Source organism: Bacteroidales bacterium, assembly GCA_014860585.1.
Classification (GTDB): domain Bacteria; phylum Bacteroidota; class Bacteroidia; order Bacteroidales; family 4484-276; genus RZYY01.
The window spans coordinates 38,657-59,012 of record JACZJL010000114.1; the positions used below are offsets into that span (position 1 = coordinate 38,657).

General features: G+C 42.3%; 13 protein-coding genes. 10 read left to right on the forward strand and 3 right to left on the reverse strand.

Annotated elements, in window-relative coordinates; genetic code table 11:
- Positions 1 to 13 precede the first annotated feature (13 nt).
- Together ybeY and IH598_12380 are read right to left on the reverse strand one after the other, a co-directional pair.
- On the reverse strand, positions 14 to 451 hold the full coding sequence (ybeY, locus tag IH598_12375) for an rRNA maturation RNase YbeY (protein MBE0639306.1): 438 nt from the start codon (positions 449 to 451) through the stop codon (positions 14 to 16).
- A 13-nt stretch (positions 452 to 464) separates the two neighbouring features.
- Positions 465 to 3,725: a DUF4175 domain-containing protein gene (locus IH598_12380; GenBank protein ID MBE0639307.1), complete on the reverse strand. Its 3,261-nt coding sequence runs from the start codon at positions 3,723 to 3,725 to the stop codon at positions 465 to 467.
- Between the two features lie 237 nt (positions 3,726 to 3,962).
- On the opposite strand from IH598_12380, the gene IH598_12385 reads away from it, so the two are divergent.
- From IH598_12385 to IH598_12425, 9 genes are all read left to right on the forward strand, one after another.
- The gene (locus IH598_12385; protein MBE0639308.1) at positions 3,963 to 5,930 is read left to right on the forward strand and encodes a T9SS type A sorting domain-containing protein; all 1,968 of its coding nucleotides are present in this window, start codon (positions 3,963 to 3,965) and stop codon (positions 5,928 to 5,930) included.
- A gap of 46 nt (positions 5,931 to 5,976) precedes the next feature.
- A complete protein-coding gene (locus IH598_12390; protein MBE0639309.1) occupies positions 5,977 to 7,011 on the forward strand; it encodes a hypothetical protein in 1,035 nt (344 codons plus the stop codon).
- A 3-nt stretch (positions 7,012 to 7,014) separates the two neighbouring features.
- Entirely contained in the window at positions 7,015 to 7,773 is a 759-nt protein-coding gene (locus IH598_12395) for a T9SS type A sorting domain-containing protein (GenBank protein MBE0639310.1), read from the forward strand.
- A 37-nt stretch (positions 7,774 to 7,810) separates the two neighbouring features.
- Entirely contained in the window at positions 7,811 to 9,526 is a 1,716-nt protein-coding gene (locus IH598_12400; GenBank protein ID MBE0639311.1) for a T9SS type A sorting domain-containing protein, read from the forward strand.
- 34 nt (positions 9,527 to 9,560) lie between these two features.
- Entirely contained in the window at positions 9,561 to 9,983 is a 423-nt protein-coding gene (locus tag IH598_12405; protein ID MBE0639312.1) for an ester cyclase, read from the forward strand.
- Positions 9,984 to 10,152: 169 nt separating this feature from the next.
- On the forward strand, positions 10,153 to 10,641 hold the full coding sequence (locus IH598_12410; GenBank protein ID MBE0639313.1) for a hypothetical protein: 489 nt from the start codon (positions 10,153 to 10,155) through the stop codon (positions 10,639 to 10,641).
- Between the two features lie 25 nt (positions 10,642 to 10,666).
- The gene (locus IH598_12415) at positions 10,667 to 13,195 is read left to right on the forward strand and encodes a DEAD/DEAH box helicase family protein (GenBank protein ID MBE0639314.1); all 2,529 of its coding nucleotides are present in this window, start codon (positions 10,667 to 10,669) and stop codon (positions 13,193 to 13,195) included.
- Positions 13,195 to 15,078 carry a DUF4062 domain-containing protein gene (locus tag IH598_12420; GenBank protein ID MBE0639315.1) on the forward strand — a complete coding sequence of 628 codons (1,884 nt, stop codon included), beginning with the start codon at positions 13,195 to 13,197 and terminating at the stop codon, positions 15,076 to 15,078. The genes IH598_12415 and IH598_12420 overlap by 1 nt, the downstream gene beginning before the upstream one ends.
- Positions 15,047 to 17,710 carry an N-6 DNA methylase gene (locus tag IH598_12425; protein ID MBE0639316.1) on the forward strand — a complete coding sequence of 888 codons (2,664 nt, stop codon included), beginning with the start codon at positions 15,047 to 15,049 and terminating at the stop codon, positions 17,708 to 17,710. The genes IH598_12420 and IH598_12425 overlap by 32 nt, the downstream gene beginning before the upstream one ends.
- Positions 17,711 to 17,717: 7 nt before the next feature.
- Here IH598_12425 and IH598_12430 read toward each other — a convergent pair whose 3' ends face one another.
- The gene (locus IH598_12430) at positions 17,718 to 19,037 is read right to left on the reverse strand and encodes an ATP-binding protein (GenBank protein ID MBE0639317.1); all 1,320 of its coding nucleotides are present in this window, start codon (positions 19,035 to 19,037) and stop codon (positions 17,718 to 17,720) included.
- Between the two features lie 288 nt (positions 19,038 to 19,325).
- Here IH598_12430 and IH598_12435 point away from each other — a divergent pair, with 288 nt between their 5' ends.
- Positions 19,326 to 20,216: a DUF488 domain-containing protein gene (locus IH598_12435; GenBank protein MBE0639318.1), complete on the forward strand. Its 891-nt coding sequence runs from the start codon at positions 19,326 to 19,328 to the stop codon at positions 20,214 to 20,216.
- Positions 20,217 to 20,356: the final 140 nt, after the last annotated feature.

The window sequence follows — 20,356 nt, forward strand, 5'->3', positions numbered from 1 at the left end:
TGGAACACCCCGCTCAATGTTTAAGTTCATCTGGTCTGCGGAAAAGATGCAGGTCTTCTGCCGATCTAATTTTTTCTGTATCCTCGGGTGTTTTATCTGTGTATCCGCACAAGTGAAGGACGCCATGAATAATTACGCGATGCAGTTCATCGGTTTTGTTTTTTGAAAAGATGGTGCTGTTATCTATTACCCTTTCAATGCTTATGTATAGATCACCGGAGATACTATCACATTCGGAGTTGTCGAATGTAATTATATCGGTGAGTTCATCATGCTGCAGATACTTGTTGTTCATAGTATGTAAAAAGTCATCCGAACAAAGAATAATATTAATATCCCCCGGGGTTTTATTTTCTTTAAGGATTGTTTTCCTGATCCAGTCCTTTACCAGCCTTTTGTTCTTTATTCTGTAAGGGACGTCTTCATTGAAAAAATTTATGGAAAAGTTCATTGGCAAGCAGGATTTATTCAAAACGGATAAAATACTCGGAAACTTTATTTCTGTAAAATGGAGTTAAATTCGGTGGCAGAGTTTTAAGTAATTCGACCTCACGATTTTTTAACTTAAAGTATTGGAATATTTCGTCAGGATTGCTGCGGTTAAAAGTTCTAGCTTCGTTCGATTCGCGTCTTTCCTCCTCTTCACGTTGCATTTCAGCTTTTTCTGATTTTAGCATCCGCGTTAATATCTCTCTTTGTCGTTCTATTGTTTCCTGTGTAATCTGTCGGTTAACAATATCCTTTTCGGTTTTTTCCATGTCCTCAATGATTTTGGATACATTACCGTCAGATTTGCCGGTTTCCTCTTTAAGCTGATCCCTAAACTCCTCCATTTTTTTCCTCAATGCTGACTGCTGGGCTGCCATCCGGGCCAGTTGTTCGCTCATTTGCTGTCCTTGTCTTCCATCCATTTTGCCGGGTTTTTGACCATCCCGCATTTGCTGCAACTGTTGGTTAAGTTGTTGCTGGAGTTGCTGCATTGATTTCATTTGTTGCGAACCACCTGGTTTTCCTGGATTAGGGCAGGAGGATTTTCCTGAAGACTGCATATTCATCATTTGTTGTTGCATCTGATCAAAGGCCTCGAAAAGAAGCAGTGCAAGGTTGTTCATGGAGGTCATTGCTAATTGCTGACTTTCCTGTGCTTTTCTTGTTTGCCTGTCATTCATAGCCTCAATGGATAGTTCAAAATTCCTGTCAATGGCATTCAGTTCTTTTGTAACAATTGACTGAATGGCCATTTGGCGTTTGCTGAGTGCTTTCAGTGAATCGGCGACCATACTCATGTTATCTTTAATATCAAATTGAGTTTTGATGGCTTCGGTATATTTTGGATCATTAGTGCTTGTGCCTCCATAAGTAATCGTTAAATCTTCCTGATCAAATGAAAGTTTAATCAAATTGTCGAGAATCTGACGCAATGCATCCAGATCCTCTCCTACCTGATCCATCATCATTCCATCCATCATTTCCTGCAATGCATCTGACAATTCCTCCATTTTTTCCGATGCATCTTTTTGTTTTTCCGATGCTTTTTTATTTTGTTGTTTTTGCAATTGGTCGGAGCTTTCTTTCATGGATTCCTCTATACTTTTTTCTTCCTCCAGTGTGTCCTCCATTTGATTTGGATTTTCAAGTTCTTCGTTTTTCTCTCTTAAATTATCCAGATCCTTTCTCACTTTATCAAATTCCTGATTCAGCTCATCCTGTTTCTCTTTAAGATCATCAGTGGATTGGTCTTTATCGGTATCTTTGGTTTCTTCAGCCAGTTTATCTTGCTTTTCAGCCAGTTTTTTAAGTTTATCAATCGTTTCCTGGAGCTTCTGTTCAAATTCAAGTTGCTTAAATAACTCAAGACTCCGGTCGAGTTCATCTTCCAGGTCCTTATTCGACATTTTCATCTCTTCGAGCATTTCGCTCACTTTATCTTTATCAAGTTCATCTAAAAGTTTCTGGATTTCTTCCATCATTTTCTTCATTTCATCGGTCATCAACTCATCCATCAACTTTTTCAACTCCTCATGTTTTTGCAGCAATGATTCATCCAATTCTTTAAACCGCGATTCATTCCTTAATTTTTCCTCATTTTCTTTCTGAAGGTTTTCAACGCGTTTTTGGATGGACATCTGCATATTTAGCAGGTTCTCCAATTTTTGCCTGTCCTGAAAATTCAAGGTATTTTTTTCCAGCATTTGACGGTTCATCTCGTCGATTTCCTTCTGCAGCAGATTTAAATCCCTTAACGCGCTTTCCATATCATCTTTAATCTGCTGGTTTGAATTTTCAGTGTTTTTCGCAATTTCCTCAAGCGTAGGCGTTTTAAAGATCATTTTCTGGGTACGTGATGCTTTACTGCCATTTACTCCGTCGTTATCCCAAACCTCAAAAAAGTAAGAAATTTCATCACCTGGTTGAAGGCTTAGTATTTGAAGGTCAAAAAAATGAAAAAACTGCTGCTGATTAGTATTGGTCAATATTTGAAGATTCTGTGATATCAACTGAGGTTCAATATCTCTTTCGAAATTTTTTATGTACTCATAATTAAAAGACAGTTTGCTGAAACCATAATCATCTTTAATTAATCCCCTGAAATAGATACGGTCAACAAAGGCAGAATCAACAAATTCTTCAACAGTAATTGTTGGATAAATGTCAGGGATCACACTTATTGTAAAGACGAGGGAATCAGTATTTCGCAGGTATTGGTTTTTTGTATTAATCGAATAAGAAGCATTTTGCAGGAATCGGTCTCGGTAGGTAAAGAGATTTGCTTTTTCAGGGTTAAGCGATATCATAGTATCACTAAAGGATATACCAAGCGCATCTGTATCTCTTGTAAATAGTTTCCATTTAACCCAGGTGCCTTCAGGAATTAAAAGATCACCGGTATTGTCAAGTGTTTCATCCTTTCTTCCGGTGTAACCGGGATAATCCAATTCTGTTGAGAAATTGAGAACGATTGGTTTAGGTAATACTTTTACAGAGAAAACGTCCGACTTCACACCATCTGCTTCAAAGCTGAATTTGACGTCTTTTTGAATATTTCTGTATGTATAATCAAATTCGGAAATACTTTTTTTCCGCATCCTTACAGGTCCATTTTCGGTAATTATGAAAACTGTATTGGGCACCTGTTCACCTTCGATGAGGATTTCGATTGTGTAATCATCCTGCTGAACTGCAGTTAAATCATTGTTAAGGAGCACAAACCGGAATGGTGCTTCTTTTTCAAAATATTCGCCATGGTTAATAATCCTGTTTGTAGGTTCGGTGATCACATTTGGAGCGGCAAGAAGAAAGCCGATGAAAATGAGCAAGGGAGGGAGGGCATATTTCAAGTACTTCCGGTTACTTTTTAAGTCTATTGCACGATTGAAGGGAACCGGCTGCAGTTTGGAAATCCTCTGATCAATACTTGCCCGGATCAGATCAATGTTCTCGGTAGATTGTTCACTTAGCTCCTTTAATTGTAATGTGTTAAGCAGCCTGTCCTGCACATCGGCAAAATGTTTTCCGATAATTTCAGCTGCCTGGCGATGAGAGATGATTTTTCCAATTCTGAATAATTTAAAAACCGGTAAAAAAATCAATTTAGCAAGAATAATAGAGCTGATTGTCAGGTAAGTATAGAAGATAACAGTTCTGACACCAGTGTTGAGCCAGGCAAAATACTCAAACAGGGTGATGGTCAGGTAAAAAATCAATAATGCAGCAATACTGTACAATAAACCTCTGATTATTTGATTTTTATAGTACTTTTTGATGAAATTATCTAACTTCTGTATTAATAATTGATAGCTATCAACAATCATGTTATTTTCCTTATTTATATTTTGGTCAGGGCAGCGCCTCAAGAAAAACGAACCGTTCCTTCCAAATATTTCAAACAAATGGGCAAAGGTAAAATATTCCATATCTTTGCCATTCCATATTCAAATAATTCTAAATTAAACATCCTCAAAATGAAACAACTTGTAGTACTTTTATTGCTTCTGCTCATAACCAGTCAGCTTAGTGCTCAGAATGCCGGCCAACCAACCCTGGTGAAATGCAAACACCAGGAACACCATACATCACATTTCGGTTTCGGTCGATATGAACGCCCGGAATGGTATGATGATTACAATGTTACATTCTACTTCCTTGATATTAACGTTGAAAACAACACTACTTTCGTTAGCGGTAATGCTACAACAATTGCCGACGTGAAAAGGTTGAGTCTTGAAGAATTCAAATTTGAGTTGCTTGCTCAACTGACCATAGATTCAGTAATTGTCAACGGTGTGAATAGTAGTTTTACCCGCCTTGATGATGAAGTGACTGTTGCCCTTCAAAACAATTTAACCTTAGGTGAGACCTTAAGCTTTACAGTTTATTACAATGGTCAGGCGCCGTCCGGGGGTTTCTTTTCCGGGATATCAACTGCCTACATTCAATCGTGGGGGAAAAACGTTACCTGGACACTATCGGAGCCTTTTAACGCAAAGCAATGGTGGCCCTGTAAGCAGGATTTATACGATAAAGCCGATTCAGTGTATGTTTTTGCCACCACAAGCGACATTAACAAAGTGGGTTCAAATGGTCTATTGACTGCAGTTACATCAATGCCCGGCAACAAAGCCAGGTATGAATGGAAATCTTATTATCCGATAGCCTATTACCTGATCTCCATATCGGTTTCCGATTACCAGGAATATAACATTTATGCAAAGCCGACCGAACTTCCGGGTGACTCCATTTTGATACAAAACTTCATTTATAATTCTCCCGGATGCCTCAACTATTACAAAGAAGGCATTGACCGGACAAGCAGTTTCATTGAATTACTTTCCGAATATTATGGGATGTATCCCTTTAAGGATGAGAAATATGGACATTGCCTTGCAGGAATTGGGGGTGGGATGGAGCACCAGACCATGACCACGATAGGTGGGTTCAGTTTTGGTTTGGTGGCCCACGAATTGGGTCACATGTGGTTTGGCGACAATGTTACCTGTGCCACATGGAGCGACATTTGGATCAACGAAGGTTTTGCATCCTATACTGAATATCTTACCGCATATTACATCCAGGGGCCGTCCAGCGGCGCCTCATGGATGAACGGTGCTCATAACTCCATTAAATCTTCTCCCGGAGGGAGTGTTTATGTTCCACCAGATGAAGTGAATCCCGGCAATGTCTGGAGAATATTCGACGGAAGACTTTCCTACAAAAAAGGTGCTGCCATCATTCATGTGCTTCGCCAGGAGATCCAGAATGATGAGTTGTTCTTTGAAATTTTGCAGGAGTTCCAGGATCAATACAGGGACAGTGTTGCTACAGGTGTGGATTTTGTAAATGTGGCAAATCAGCTGTCGGGACAGCATTTTGGCTATTTTCTCGAGCAATGGTATTTTGGAGAGGGCTACCCGATTTATGATGTCATCTGGAATCAATCTGCTGACAAACTTTACATAACAACAACACAGACTGCATCAACAAATGTAACCACACTGTTTGAAACCTATGTTGAGTATAAAGTGAATTACACCGACGCTACCAATGAAATTATTTTACTCCGGCAAACTGAGAATGTAAACAACTACGAAATTCCAATCAGTAAACCCGTTGCTTCCATTGAATTAGATCCTGATAATTGGTTGATAAAAGATGTGGATGGGATAATGGTCGGCATATCCAACCATGATTCGCCGGTACATTTTTCATTGGCGCCAAACCCCTCTTCGGACAAAATGAACCTTTATTTTGATCAACAGAACATTAGCCCCAAAGAAGTGTTGATCACCGATCTTACAGGGAAAGCCATTTTAAAAACTACAGCGGGCGATCCAATTTTCACGATTGATGTTTCGGGTTTTGCACCAGGTGTTTACCTGGTAACAGTATTTGATGGGCAACACAGGCTCACGCAAAGATTGATAAGGAAATAGCTGGGATATGAAGTAACCGTTTTTATAACAACAAAAAGTTTATGACATGAAAAAATTGTTATTCGTTGTAGCACTAATGCTGTTTCTAAAATTGCCAGTATGGTCACAAACCATTTACTGGGTTGAAGAATTTGATGCAAACCAGGGCTGGTCTTTGGATGAAAACTGGAGTTTTTCCGGAGGTAAAATACGCTTTTACTGGACTCCTACAATCACAAACTTTGATCTTTCTGCGGTTTCGCCAGCCATTCAACTTCATGAAAACACCGCTGATCTTATCGTAAATCAGCACCTCGACGCATTCAGCGCAAGCAATCCACCTGAAGCTGCAGAAATTTATATCATTGCGGGTGAAACGGAGTTGCTGCTTTGGGATTACACATTGAACCTTGGCGACTGGGGGCTTAGCACAGGCAGTGATATTGCTTTTGATATCAGCGAATTTGCCGGACAAACCGTACAATTTAAATTCAGGACGTATGGCCCCACGACTTATCAATGGAACTGGTGGGATGTGTTTAGCCTCAAGCTTACTGCTTTGTTTCAAAACGACCTGACAGCATCCGGGATTACCGGTCCATCAATCATTAATCCTGACGAAACCGGAACCTGGAGTGTTCAGGTAAAGAATCTCGGATCCCAACCGCAATCGGGTTTTACGATCACATTATTCAGTATTAAAAACAATGATCTGATAGGTACAATTGATGTTAATGAAAGTATTCAACCCCAACAGTCACTTTCTGTTGATTTCAGCTGGACACCGGAAATAGCCCATAATACTGCTTTATACGCCTCTGTTGAACTTATCGGGGATGAATTTGAAGAAAATAATATTTCTAAAAGTTATTTTTTAAGGATTAAACCGGACATAGAGTTCTCAGTATTGGTCTGGGATAATGACAATGGGATTCAAACCATTAACGACCCTGAAATAGGTGATGAAATAGAACCCTCCTTATCCCTCACCCGCGCGCTTGACAACACCGGAATTACTTACCAGTTGGTGAGTTCGCTCCCACCCTTCCTGAACAACTACGATATCATTTTTGCCACTATGGGTTGTTACTGTCTGAGCTGAGGTGTGACTCCTCCCGGTTCTGTAAGTGTAGCAGACCAGGCAAAACTCATAAGTTATCTTCAAAATGGCGGTAGTTTATACCTCGAGAGCGTAAACATTGCGAAAGATTACGCAAGCAGCAGCCTTAATGGTTATCTGGGTTTGACGTTTATGCATGACGGAAACGACAACGAAGTCAATGTGCTTTACGGAAACAATCAACCATTAACCGAACAACTGGAAATGAATTACCATGGGGGCACAAATGCTCATTACAATGTTGACCGGATGAATACCTTCTCGGGTGAAATGCTCTTCACCTGCGATGGTGACTTCGGTAGAATGGTAATAAATGAAGGGGAGAATTTCAAGGTTGTTTCCTCATCGGTCATCATGGGTGCAATGGCTAACGGCTATGGACTTAATCTCAAACCTTACCTGATAGGTGAAATGGTGAATTATTTCCTGGGCTATGATCCAACAACGGGATTTAACGACCTTTCTTTAGCAAACCATACAATCAGCAATTTCCCCAACCCCTTTTCCTCAACCACAACCATTCATTTTTCTGTTGATGAACCCGGAAATGTCACTGTTGAACTATTTGATGCTTGGAGTCGTAAGATTAAAACGCTGAAACAAGCTTTTTTGATTCCGGGCGATTACACCGTTGTTTGGAACGCCACTGATGAATCGGGGAATCTGGTCAACAGTGGGATTTATTATTCCAAAATGGCCATTGGAAATACCGTCAAAACAAATAAGATGATTTTAGTCAGATAGACTGCAATACCTATTACTCAAACTAAAAATTAAAATGATGAAAAAAAATTTGTTGGTTCTTTTATTAGCCGGCGCTTTATTTGCCCTGATCCCGGCACATGTTTCGGGACAAACATTAAACACTCCAAAAGGTAACAAAACCCAAATGCATCAGGAAACGCCTGACGATCCTTACCTTCCGAACGCTCACTTAAACAAGAAAACCGGGCCGGCCTATAAAGTGCGCAACAGTGGATTCTTTTCTACCCAGGTAAACGTGGACGAATTTGGTCAGAATATTTACGATGATGCGGCAAACGAACCGTCCATTGGCATCGATCCTACTGATCCTCAGCGAATGGTGATCGGCTGGCGGCAGTTTGATAACATCAACAGCAATTTCCGGCAGGCGGGCCATGCCTACACCACTGATGGCGGTGAAACCTGGACTTTTCCGGGGGTGATCAATCCCGGTATTTTTCGTTCTGATCCAGTGCTTGACACCGATGCGGAAGGAACTTTTTATTACAACAGCCTGTCGGTTGACAACCAAAACAACTACTGGTGCGATGTTTTTAAAAACGGAGAAGGAGGATTTGAGTGGGATGAAGGCACCTATGCCCAGGGAGGCGACAAGCAATGGATGGTGATCGACAAGAGTGGCGGAATGGGAGACGGGCACATTTACTCTTTCTGGACTTCAAACTGGAGCATATGTTACCCACAAGCGTTTACCCGATCCATTGATGAAGGCGCCAGTTATGAAGACTGCGTTGAGGTACCCGGCGATCCTTACTGGGGAACAATGGCCGTTGGTCCTGACGGTGAGTTGTATGTTGTCGGCGCCGGGCAATTCGGAAGCCTGACTGTCACCAAATCCACAATGGCGCAAAACCCGGCATTTCCGGTTTCCTGGAATTTTACGACCCAGGCCTATGTGGATGGTGAGCTGAATGGGTGGACCAACGTAAATCCAGCCGGATTGATGGGACAGGCCAACATCTGTGTTGACCAGTCGGACGGTCCCGGAAGGGGTTATGTGTATGTGCTTGCCTCAGTTGACCGGCTTTCGACCAACGACCCCGGAGATGTAATGTTTGCAAGGAGTACCAATGGCGGCTCCACCTGGGACCCACCCGTGAGGATCAACAATGATTTGGGAAACAATAAAGTTCAATGGTTTGGAACCATGTCGGTAGCGCCAAATGGTCGTATTGACGTTGTTTGGCTTGACACCAGAAACGGCGGATCCGGATCGGTCATGTCGGCACTCTATTATTCTTTTTCACTTGACCAGGGCGAGACCTGGTCGGACAACGAACAATTGTCCGAGCCTTTCGATCCACATGTAGGATGGCCAAACCAGGAAAAAATGGGTGATTATTTTGACATGAAATCAGATGAAGAGAGTGCTCACCTGGCTTGGTGTGGAACCTTCAACGGCGAGCAGGACGTTTACTACGCACGCATCACGCCGGTCATCACTTCAGTTCACCAAAAACCCCAGTCGGTCAATACGCCGGCCATTTCGTGCCTGCCCAATCCATTTACCGGCAGTGCAACAATCAGTTATTACATTCCGGAAACCGGCCATGTGGATGTTTCGATCTTTGATATGTACGGAAAAAAAATTAACACACTGGTTAACGGCCATCAACAAGGAGGAACCCACACCGTTTCGCTCACCGGCGACCAACTGACCGGAGGAATTTACATCTGTAGAATTACAGCCGGGGGAATAACCAAGACTTGCACTGTTGTTCACATAAAATAGTTATAGGCTCTGCAAATAAATCACATCGATTGATATGAGCAAATTTGATAACAAAGCGGTTATTCGCCGATACATCGAAGAGATAGAAAATACCGGAGATGTATCTAACATCCGGGAATTCATCTCAGAGGACTATGTGGAAGTTTTTGAGGGGGAGCGCTATAAGATCGGATTAAAAGGAGCAATAGATCACATTCTCGGTGTAAGACGGGTCTATCCCGATTTGAAACTGACGATCGAAAACCAGGTTTCCGAAGGTGAATGGGTTGTAACAAGCTACTCGGTTACTGGCACATTTAAAGAAGAATGGTTTGGTATGAAACCAACAGGAAAGTCAATTACCTTTACAGGAGTAAATGTTGATCGTATCAAGAATGGTAAAATTATTGAACACGGAGGTGCTGCCAACCTGTTGGAGCCATTAATGAAAGCAGGAGTAATAATTAAAAAAGAATGAGCACAGCCCAACATACCCAATGCCGGCCCATGGGTCATCAGTTAAAAGAATTATAAAATTGAGAATGTGGAAAATCAATAAGTATCAGAGTAAAAAGCTGGATTGGGCAGCTTGTTATCATGATGTTCAATGATTGAGTTTAAGTAAGCAATTTCAAAACATGACCAAAATGAAAGTCAAATGGTTCCTTTTGTTCATTATTACATCACTACCAATTTTCTTTTGCAATAGCTGTGAAAAGAACGAATCAGTGAGCCTGGAGGAACTCATAAAAAGCACTACCTGGACGCAGAAAACCGGATTCCTGAACGGGGAAGACATTGGCCAAATTAAAAGATTTCACCAAATGACCTTTTTTGAAAACGGATTTTGCCATATTGTCTGGGATCCCTGGCAGGGAGGATATCCTCCGCCTTCTGAATTGGACACCCTTGACACAAAGTATTATATTGAAAATAACCAACTCATTTTCCCTGAATCATTTGGTGAAATTATTATCGAATTAAATGGCACTATAGATACGCTTAAAACTTACGTAATGAGCTATGAAATAATTTCATTTGAAGAAAAACTGATTCACATGGATGGGCGGTTTGAACCAGATGATAGCAGTTCAATGTATTTGGGACCCCGGGAGATGTATTTGGAACCCTATTAGTGAAAATAGAATTACAGCTTTTAAAATGAAAAATGAAGCTCATGCAAGGATTAAAATCAACCAATTGCTGACAAAAGCGGGATGGAGATTCTTTGACAATGAGGACGGCAAAGCCAATATTTTACTCGAAAACCATGTGAAAATCACGCAACATGAAATTGACGCCTGGGGCAATGATTATGAAAAAACAAAATCCGGCTCTTTAGATTTCCTTCTCCTTGACAGCGACAACAATCCCGTTTGTGTGCTTGAAGCAAAAAAGGAGAGCCTTCATCCTCTGGTTGCCAAAGAACAAGCCCGAAAGTACGCTAAAACGGCTGGTGCGAGATATGCGATTTTGTCAAATGGCATTGTTCATTATTTCTGGGACGTAACCAAGGGCAACCCAAAACCTATTTACAAATTTCCTTCACCCGAAGAAATTGGAGCAATCAAAAACTGGAATCCTGACAGAAATTCCTTAGTCAGCGAAATAGTAACGGGTGACTACATCGTCAAGATACAAATGCCTGACTATGCAGAAAGGCCAGATTGGAAAGGCAGTGTAGATGCCAGCAAAGATTTTATCTGGTCAAATGGACTTAGATTTTTAAGACATTATCAGTTAAAAGCAATTCAGGCATTACAAGATGCTGTAGCAGAAGGAAAAGACAGATTTCTTTTTGAAATGGCAACAGGAACCGGAAAAACCCTGACTTCTGCGGCTGTAATCAGATTGTTTTTGAGAACCCAAAACGCAAGGCGGGTTTTGTTTCTGGTTGATCGCCTGGAACTGGAAGACCAGGCCTGGAAAGCTTTTACCGAATACCTGAAACCCGATTACAGCACATTCATTTTCAAAGAACACAAAAGCGACTGGCGAAAAGCGGACATCCTGGTAACAACCATTCAATCGCTGATGCACAACGACAAGTACCGGTATGATTTTTCGCCAACCGATTTTGACCTGTTAATATCTGATGAAGCCCACCGCTCGATTTCAGGAAATGCCCGTGCAGTGTTTGAGTATTTCCACGGCTACAAATTAGGTTTAACTGCTACCCCCAAAGACTATCTGAAAGGTGTTGATCCTGAAAAGGTAAAAGAGAACGACCCGAGGGAAATCGAACGCCGGATGTTGCGCGATACCTACACAACTTTCGGCTGTGAAGGCGGCGATCCAACTTACCGCTATTCATTGCTGGATGGAGTGAAGGATGGTTACCTGATCAATCCAAAGGTATTGGATGCCCGCACAGAAATTACCACCCAATTGCTTTCTGACAAAGGTTATGCAGTTGTTGTTCCAACCGAAGAAGGCGAAGAAACAGAAACCTTTATTTCACGTGATTTTGAAAAGAAATTCTTCTCCGAAAAGACCAACAGCATTTTCTGCCAGACATTTTTGGAAAATGCCTTGCGCGATCCGATAACAAAAGAAATCGGCAAAACCATCATTTTCGCTGTAAGCCAGAACCATGCGCGCAAACTGACCGAAATGCTGAATGAATTTGCCGGGCAGCTTTTTCCCGGGAAATACCATTCCGATTTTGCCATGCAGGTAACGTCTCAGGTAGCTGAAGCCCAACAAATGACCATCAACTTTACCAACAACAATCTGAGCGGAAAAACTACCTGGCTCGAAGGCTACAAGTCATGTAAAACAAGGGTTTGCGTTACCGTTGGGATGATGACAACCGGCTATGACTGCCCCGACCTGATGAACATCTGCATGATGCGACCCATTTTCAGTCCCGCCGATTTTGTGCAGATCAAAGGAAGGGGAACCCGCAAAAACACCTTTGAATTCAAGTTCAAAAACGAGCTGAACGACGAAGAAATCATCAGGCACGACAAGAAGGTGTTCTACCTGTTCGACTTTTTTGCCAACTGCGAATATTTCGAGGAGAAGTTCGACTATGATGAGAAACTGAAATTGCCGCTCCCGAAAAAAGGTACAGGCGTTGGTAGCGACGGCGGGGTTGACATTGATAAATACACCAGCTTTCGTCCCGACCCGCTATTAACCGTTAACGAAAAGGAAATTGGCTATGAAGGGATGCGGGTTGATCGCGAGCTGTTCAAAAAGTTTGAAGACCGCATTGTGATGGACGACATCATTAAAATGAATGTAGAGCTCGGCAACTGGGAACACGTTGTAAGTCACATACAACAGGAAATTTTCGACAAGCCCGAAGAATACTTTAACCTCGAAAAAATCAGGAAAGCCGCCAAAATTGACCGCAAAGTTTCTATCCGTGAAATCGTGGAGAAAATATTTGGCATCATTCCCAAATTCAAGTCAAAAGACGAATTGCTGGAGGAAGAGTTTGACAAGTTCATCTCTATCTATCCGCCGGAGGAAGATGTCAACCTCCGGGCGTTGAAGTACTTTTTCAAGGCGTACATAGTTGACCAGGACATCAGAAAGATTATTGAGACCAAAGATTTCCATGCTTTACAAACCCACCCAACGCTCACCATTTCACAATTCAGGGCGGTAGCGGCAAAATACAGGGAAGTGATTCCTGTTTACATCAAAGATTACATTAACCTTGATAAATTTGCCGCCTGATGAGTGAAAGGAAATACAAGGTTTTTATCAGCAGTGTTCAAAATGAGTTTGAATCGGAGCGGGCTGCACTGGAGCAATTCTTTTCATCGGATGTTTTACTGCAATTATTTTTCGAAACCTTTCTTTTTGAGCGGATTTCTGCCACAAGTCAGCCGCCGGAAAGCGTCTTCCTGGGGGAGGTGCAGAAAGCCGATCTCTATATTGGCCTGTTGGGAAAAAAGTACGGATTTGAAGACAAGGATGGGGTTTCTCCCACCGAAAAAGAGTATGAAGCAGCTAAGAAAAAAGAAATTCCACGCTGGATTTACATTTTAAAAACACCGGAAAAAAGGGATGAAAAGGAAGAGCGGTTCATTGAGAAAGTGAGCAGCGAAGTTTCGTGGAAGTTCTTCTCCGACATCGAAAGCCTCCGAAAGGAGGTGTATCACACCTGTATTGAGTTTTTGAAACAGAAGGGAAAAATCGAAAACAGTGATTTCGACAGCTCGCTTCATCCTTATGCCACACTTGACGACATTAGCGACAACCTTTTGCAGGAATTCATTGTTTTGGCGCGCGAAAAACGAAACTTTCCCGAAAAACCCAACACCCCCAAAGCTGATGTTTTAAAACGGCTGAACCTGACCCGCAACGGAAAAGTGGTAAACAGTGCATTGCTGCTCTTTTCAGCTAATCCGCAGCAGTTTTTTCCGTCGGCAACCGTAAAATGTGCACACTTTCACGGAACACTTGTTCAAAAACCAATACCCGATTACAAGGAATTCGGAGGCACCGTCTGGGATATGGCCGATAGTGCTGTGGACTTCATTCTCTCCAAAATCAATGTCTCAACCGGAACGCGCGACCATTCCAACCTGGTCGAAACGCAGTATGAAATTCCCAGGGTGGCCTTAGCAGAAGCAGTAATCAATGCCATTGCTCACCGTGACTATTACAGCAAGGGCAGTGTACAGATTTCGGTATTCACCGACCGCATTGAAATTGAAAACCCGGGACGCCTGCCCGACGAAATAACCATTGAAGACCTTAAAAAGGTACATTCATCCTATCCGCACAATTCTCTTCTGGCAAATTGCCTTTTTCACACCGGCGCCATCGAGCGTTTCGGCACCGGCACCAACGAGATGGTTGATAAGATTACTGAGAGGGGACTGGCAGAACCTGTATTTGTATCGAGAAATACCTTTAAGGTTGTTCTTTGGCGAAAACTTTTTGCTTATGGGCTAAAGAATAAAGTTAGGGAACAAGATAGGGAACAAGATAGGGAACAAGATGGGATACAAGATAGGGAACAAGTAGCAGAACAAATTTTACAGTTGATCCGGCAGATTCAGGGCGAAATGTCAGCCTCCGAATTGATGGATTTACTGAGCCTGAAAGGCAGAAGGAATTTTACGGAATACTATTTGCAACCATCTATAATGCAGGGTTATATAGAAATGAGCGATCCTGATAAACCTACAATAAAAACACAAACCTACCACCTGACAACCGACGGTTTGAAGCTTAAAGAAGCCATGAAAGCAGCGCCACCCACGCAGGAAACATCGCAAGCTACCGAACAAGTAACCGACCAGGTAGCCGAACAAGTAGCCGAACAAGTAACCGAACAAGTAGCCGAACAAGTGACCCGTTTAATAATGCAGTTGGATGATGAAATGAGTATTAAAGAAATATTGAATGTGTTGGGATTAAAACATCGGCCTACCTTAATTTATGGTTATCTAAACCCTTCATTGAATTCAGGTTTGGCAGAAATGACCCAACCTCATTCACCCAAAAGCCCGACGCAAAAATACCGCCTCACACCAAAAGGAAAACTTTTGCAACAACAACTCAGAAAAAAGCAACATGTTAGACACCCAGACCAAAAGAAGAATTGACGATTGCAGGGATATCCTGGTGGGCAAACTTCCCGACCCCAAAGCGCAGATAGAGCAGATTACCATCGGTTTGATTTACAAGTTTATGGACGACATGGACAAAGAAGCCATTGAACTTGGAGGGAAGTCCAAGTTTTTTTCGGATTATCTGGCGCCCGACCCCGAATTTCCCAACGACCGGAGCAAGGACAAAGTGGTGGAGTTCAGCAGGTATGCCTGGAACAACCTGCTGAACCCAAAAGTAACGGCAGCCGAAATGCTCACACGCTACTCCGAAGCCATTCAGGGAATGGAGAAAAACCCGAACATCCCACAGTTGTTTCGCGATATCTTCAAAAATGCCTATTTGCCTTACCGCGACCCAGAAACGTTGAAGCTCTTCCTGAAAACCATTGCCGAATTTGAATACACCCACAGCGAAAAGCTGGGCGACGCCTTCGAGTACCTCCTTTCGGTGATGGGCTCGCAGGGCGATGCAGGGCAATTCCGCACTCCCCGCCATATCATTGATTTTCTGGTGGCCATCACCGACCCCGGCAAAACCGACGCCATCCTCGACCCGGCGTGTGGCACGGCAGGCTTCCTGATTTCGGCCTACAAACACATTCTGCTCAAACATACCAAAGCCAATCAGCATGCTGTACAAACGTTGCATGCAACGTCTCAACAGTACAATATTTTTAGCTACAACCAGATGGCAGAAAAGCCTTTCAACAACCTGGGCGACCTGCTCACCCCCGACGAGCGCAAAAAGCTGATCCAGAACTTTGCGGGGTACGACATTTCGCCCGACATGGTGCGGCTGAGCCTGGTAAACCTCTACCTGCACGGGTTCAACACGCCCAGCATCAGCGAGTACGACACCCTGAGCAGCGAGGAGCGGTGGAACGAAAGCTACGATGTGATCCTGGCCAATCCGCCGTTTATGAGCCCCAAAGGCGGCATCCGCCCGCACAAGCGGTTCACCATCAGCAGCAACCGCAGCGAAGTGCTGTTTGTGGATTACATTGCCGAGCACCTCAACCCCAACGGCCGCGCCGGCATCATTGTGCCCGAAGGAATCATTTTCCAGAGCGGAACGGCCTACAGGGAGTTGCGCAAAATGCTGGTGGAAAACTACCTGTATGCCGTGGTGAGTTTGCCCGCCGGCGTTTTCAATCCCTACAGCGGTGTGAAAACCTCCATTCTTTTGCTTGACAAGGAACTTGCGAAAAAGCGGGACGAAATCCTTTTTATCAAAATTGGCAACGACGGCTACAACCTGGGCGCACAGCGCAACGCCGTGAAAGGCAGCCAGTTGGAAGAGGCCATCGCTATGATTACCGCCTTCCGCCAGGGGTCGCTTTCCCCCCTTCAGGAGGGGCAGGGGGGGATTATGCATCTTGTCCCCAAACCCGAAATTGTTAAAAGCGGAGATTATAATTTGAGCGGGGAGAGGTATAAATCTATTTTGGTAGTGAATTCAAATTATGAAATGATAAAACTATCAGACGAGAGATTTTTCAAGATAGTTTCAGGCGGAACCCCAAGTTCTAATATTGATGAATACTGGAATGGTAGCATAAATTGGGCGACATTGGCAGACTTACCTCAATCAGATTTTATTTCATCAATATACGCAACTACAAGAAAGATAACTGAAAAAGGGTTGAAGAATTCTTCTGCAAGAATTTTACCTGCTAACTCGATTCTGGTCTCAACAAGGGCTACAATAGGAAGAATTGCAATAAATGCTTTAGAGTGTGCCACAAATCAAGGATTCAAGAATATCATAATCCATGATATTCAAAAGGTAAATACCTATTTTGTAGCTCTCATGTTGACCAGGATAATTGATAAAATGAATGCAATGGCTACTGGTGGAACTTTTAAAGAACTTTCAACTTCAAACTTTAAAACACTTCAAATCCCCCTTCCCCCCTTATCCATCCAGGAAGAGATTGTAGCCGAGATTGAGGGCTACCAAAAGATTATTGATGGCGCCAAAGCCGTGGTGGCCAACTACAAACCCAAAATTGACATTGACCCGGAGTGGGAGATGGTGGAGCTGGGGAATTTGGCAAAAAATTTAGATGGAAAAAGAGTCCCTATTACAAAATCGGATAGACTGAAAGGAAAATATCCCTATTATGGAGCGTCTGGAATTGTTGATTACGTCGACAATTACATTTTTGATGATGACTTGCTTTTAATCTCTGAAGATGGGGCGAATCTCCTGGCACGTGTAACCCCGATTGCATTTTCTGTTTCAGGTAAAATTTGGGTTAATAATCATGCTCATGTTTTAAAGTTTGCACGATATGAAACTCAAAGATTCATTGAGATTTATCTAAATTCTATATCATTGGAGCTCTTTATTACAGGTTCTGCTCAACCTAAGTTAAATCAGAAAGCACTTAATTCAATACCTATTCCACTCCCTCCCCTTGAAAGACAACACCACATCGTTGCTCAAATCGAAAAAGAGCAGGAGCTGGTGAATGCCAACAAGCAACTGATCGAAATCTTTGAGCAGAAGATCAAGGACAGGATAGCCAAAGTGTGGGGCAAGCCGCAAAAGAAAGCAGAAACCGCCACAGAAATTTCGCTGGCCGCTGAACCCCGCTCCGGGTATGTTACAAAGAACCGCTAAGGCAAGCCTACCCGAACATATCCTCCAACGAAAAAGCGATATGAGTAATCTGATAGCCCGGTAGTTTTTCGGTGATTTCGGTTGAACGAAGCCTTAGTTTTTCGAGATTTATTTTTTTTCGGTTACGCTTTACTTCGGCAATGAGGGCTGTTTTTTCGTAGTCGTTAACAGCAACCAGGTCAATTTCGTTTTGATTTCGTTTGCTCCAGTAGCGGCCGACCTGTGAGAAGTTTCCGGTAAGGGCAAGTTTTTCTCTGAAATATTTTTCGAGAAACAAACCGCTATACGTTTCATAATCGCGCTGTACGAGATTCTTCACATAGCCATAATTGCCAATCTCGAGAGCATTGAGGTATTTATGCACAAATCGGAACCAGAAATTCAGGAAGTTGTCGCTGATCAGATATTTTACATTTCTTGAGCCGGGTTTGGAGAGCACAGGGCGGATGCTGCTGATAATCTGGTATTCGTGCTCAAGTTTATCTAAAAATCCACCCACATTTTTTTCGAGCACCGATTCAATTTCACTGCGTGAAGTCCTGGAGGATGCAATCAGTGACAATATGGAAAAATAGGTGGCGTATTCTTTCCCGAACTCTTCAATCAGCAGATTTTTACCCTCTTCAATCAGCAACGAGTTGTCGCGAAATATCTCATCAAGCATCAGGTCAAGTGTAAAACATTGTTTATCAGCAAAAAGTTCCACATACTTTGCCACACCACCGGTCAGAACATAAAATGCAAGCATATCGTCGGCGCTGAAGCCATTGGGGTTGTAATCCTGCATAATTTCCCCCAATGTATTGATGGAGAATGGCTTTAGGTATATTCTTTCATTCGTCCTGCCGAACAATGGCTCTTTGGCGTTCTCAAAAATCTTTTTCATCAGGGTAAATATTGAGCCGCTCATGACCAGGTTCATTTTTGTGCGGTTCTTATATTGATCCCAAAGGTTTTGCATCTCACTGAACACTGATTTGTTGATGTTGTTGAATTCCTGAAATTCATCCAAAACCAAAGTAAAATGCTCGGTTTCCGAAATTTGGAGCAGTTGCTCAAACAATTTTGAAAAGCTTTTAAACTCCCCGGGTACAGACCGGTTGGTTTTCATAACTAATTCATCTACAAACTCCTCGCAGAGCAAAGCTTCACTTTTCCGGGTAATAAAGAAGTAAAGCATTTTTTGGTCTTTAAATGCTTCTTTGATCAGTGTAGTTTTGCCAATACGCCGCCTGCCAATGATCACTGTCATCCTCGATGATTGTTCTGCCATTTTCCGGGTTTCCTCAAATAGTTTCAGCTCAGGGTCACGGTCGTAAAATTTCATAATGTTAATCTTTAAGTAAAAAATCACTGCAAAAATAAAAAATTAATGTAATGATCATTACTGTAATGACTGTTACATTGCACGAGAAATAGCATCCACTTTAAGATCGCACTCAGCAAAGTATTAAATAGTCCCCGCCAGAAAACTCCTTAAAATAGATTTTCAACTAAGGTAGTTTTCTTGCTGATACCAGTTAGGGTGTGGTTTGAAAGAATTTCACAGTAATCCATACACATCAACCTTCCACCAAATTGCATACCCCAAAAACTATATTCTTAACTTTGCATCGTGTTTTACCGGAGAAAAATAATACTCGCTTTGCTTCAGCTGTTTGACGGACAATTGGATAAAATCCGCTTGCAGAAGCTGCTTTTCCTGTTTACCCAAAGACAGGCGAAGGCTGAATACGACTTTATCCCTTACCGCTTCGGATGTTTCTCTTATTCTGCCAATGCCGATATGACGGCAATGGTTAAACGGGGCTTTTTAAATGAAGATGAACGAACCTTTGAAAAGAAAGACAAAACCGACTATTTGAATCAACTAAAGTCAGCCGACCTGAAACTGTTACAGGAAATAAAGTTGCATTTCGGCAGAATGAGTGCGCCGGCTTTAGTGAAGCATACATACTTGAATTACCCTTTTTACGCCATTAAAAGTGAATCCGCCGAAAGTATTTTGACAAAAGAAGAGTTGGAGAGGGTGTACAAGTCGAGGCCGGAAGGAAATAGGACGGTGCTTTTTACCATTGGTTACGAGGGTATTTCGTTGGAAGAATATTTGGTTCGTTTACTAAAGAATGATGTAAAAGTATTGGTTGATGTCCGGAACAATCCCTTAAGCATGAAATACGGGTTTAGCAAAAGCCAGTTGATGAAATATTGCGGAAGTTTAGGAATACAGTATGTGCATATTCCCGAAGTTGGCATACAATCAGAACAGCGGAAGGAATTGAATACGCAAAGTGATTACGACAAACTTTTTGCAGTGTATTGCAAAAACAACCTGCCAAAAACAACTGGTTCGCAAATTCAGATTTTAAACTTGCTGAAAGAGCATAAACGCATCGCGTTGACTTGTTTTGAAGCCAATATTTGTCAATGCCACCGGAAGCATTTAGCTGATGCCATTTCCCGACTCATCGGGTCTGCATTCGACTATGAGGTAAAACACATTTAAAATATGGCATTAACAAAAGTCCTGATCGCGGTAAAAACTTATCCAACACTATCATCCAAATATGATGAATTGGTTTGCACAGCAGGGTTTCGTGAAGATGGCGCCTTCTATCCAAAAGACAGCTGTTTTAGTTGAACTCA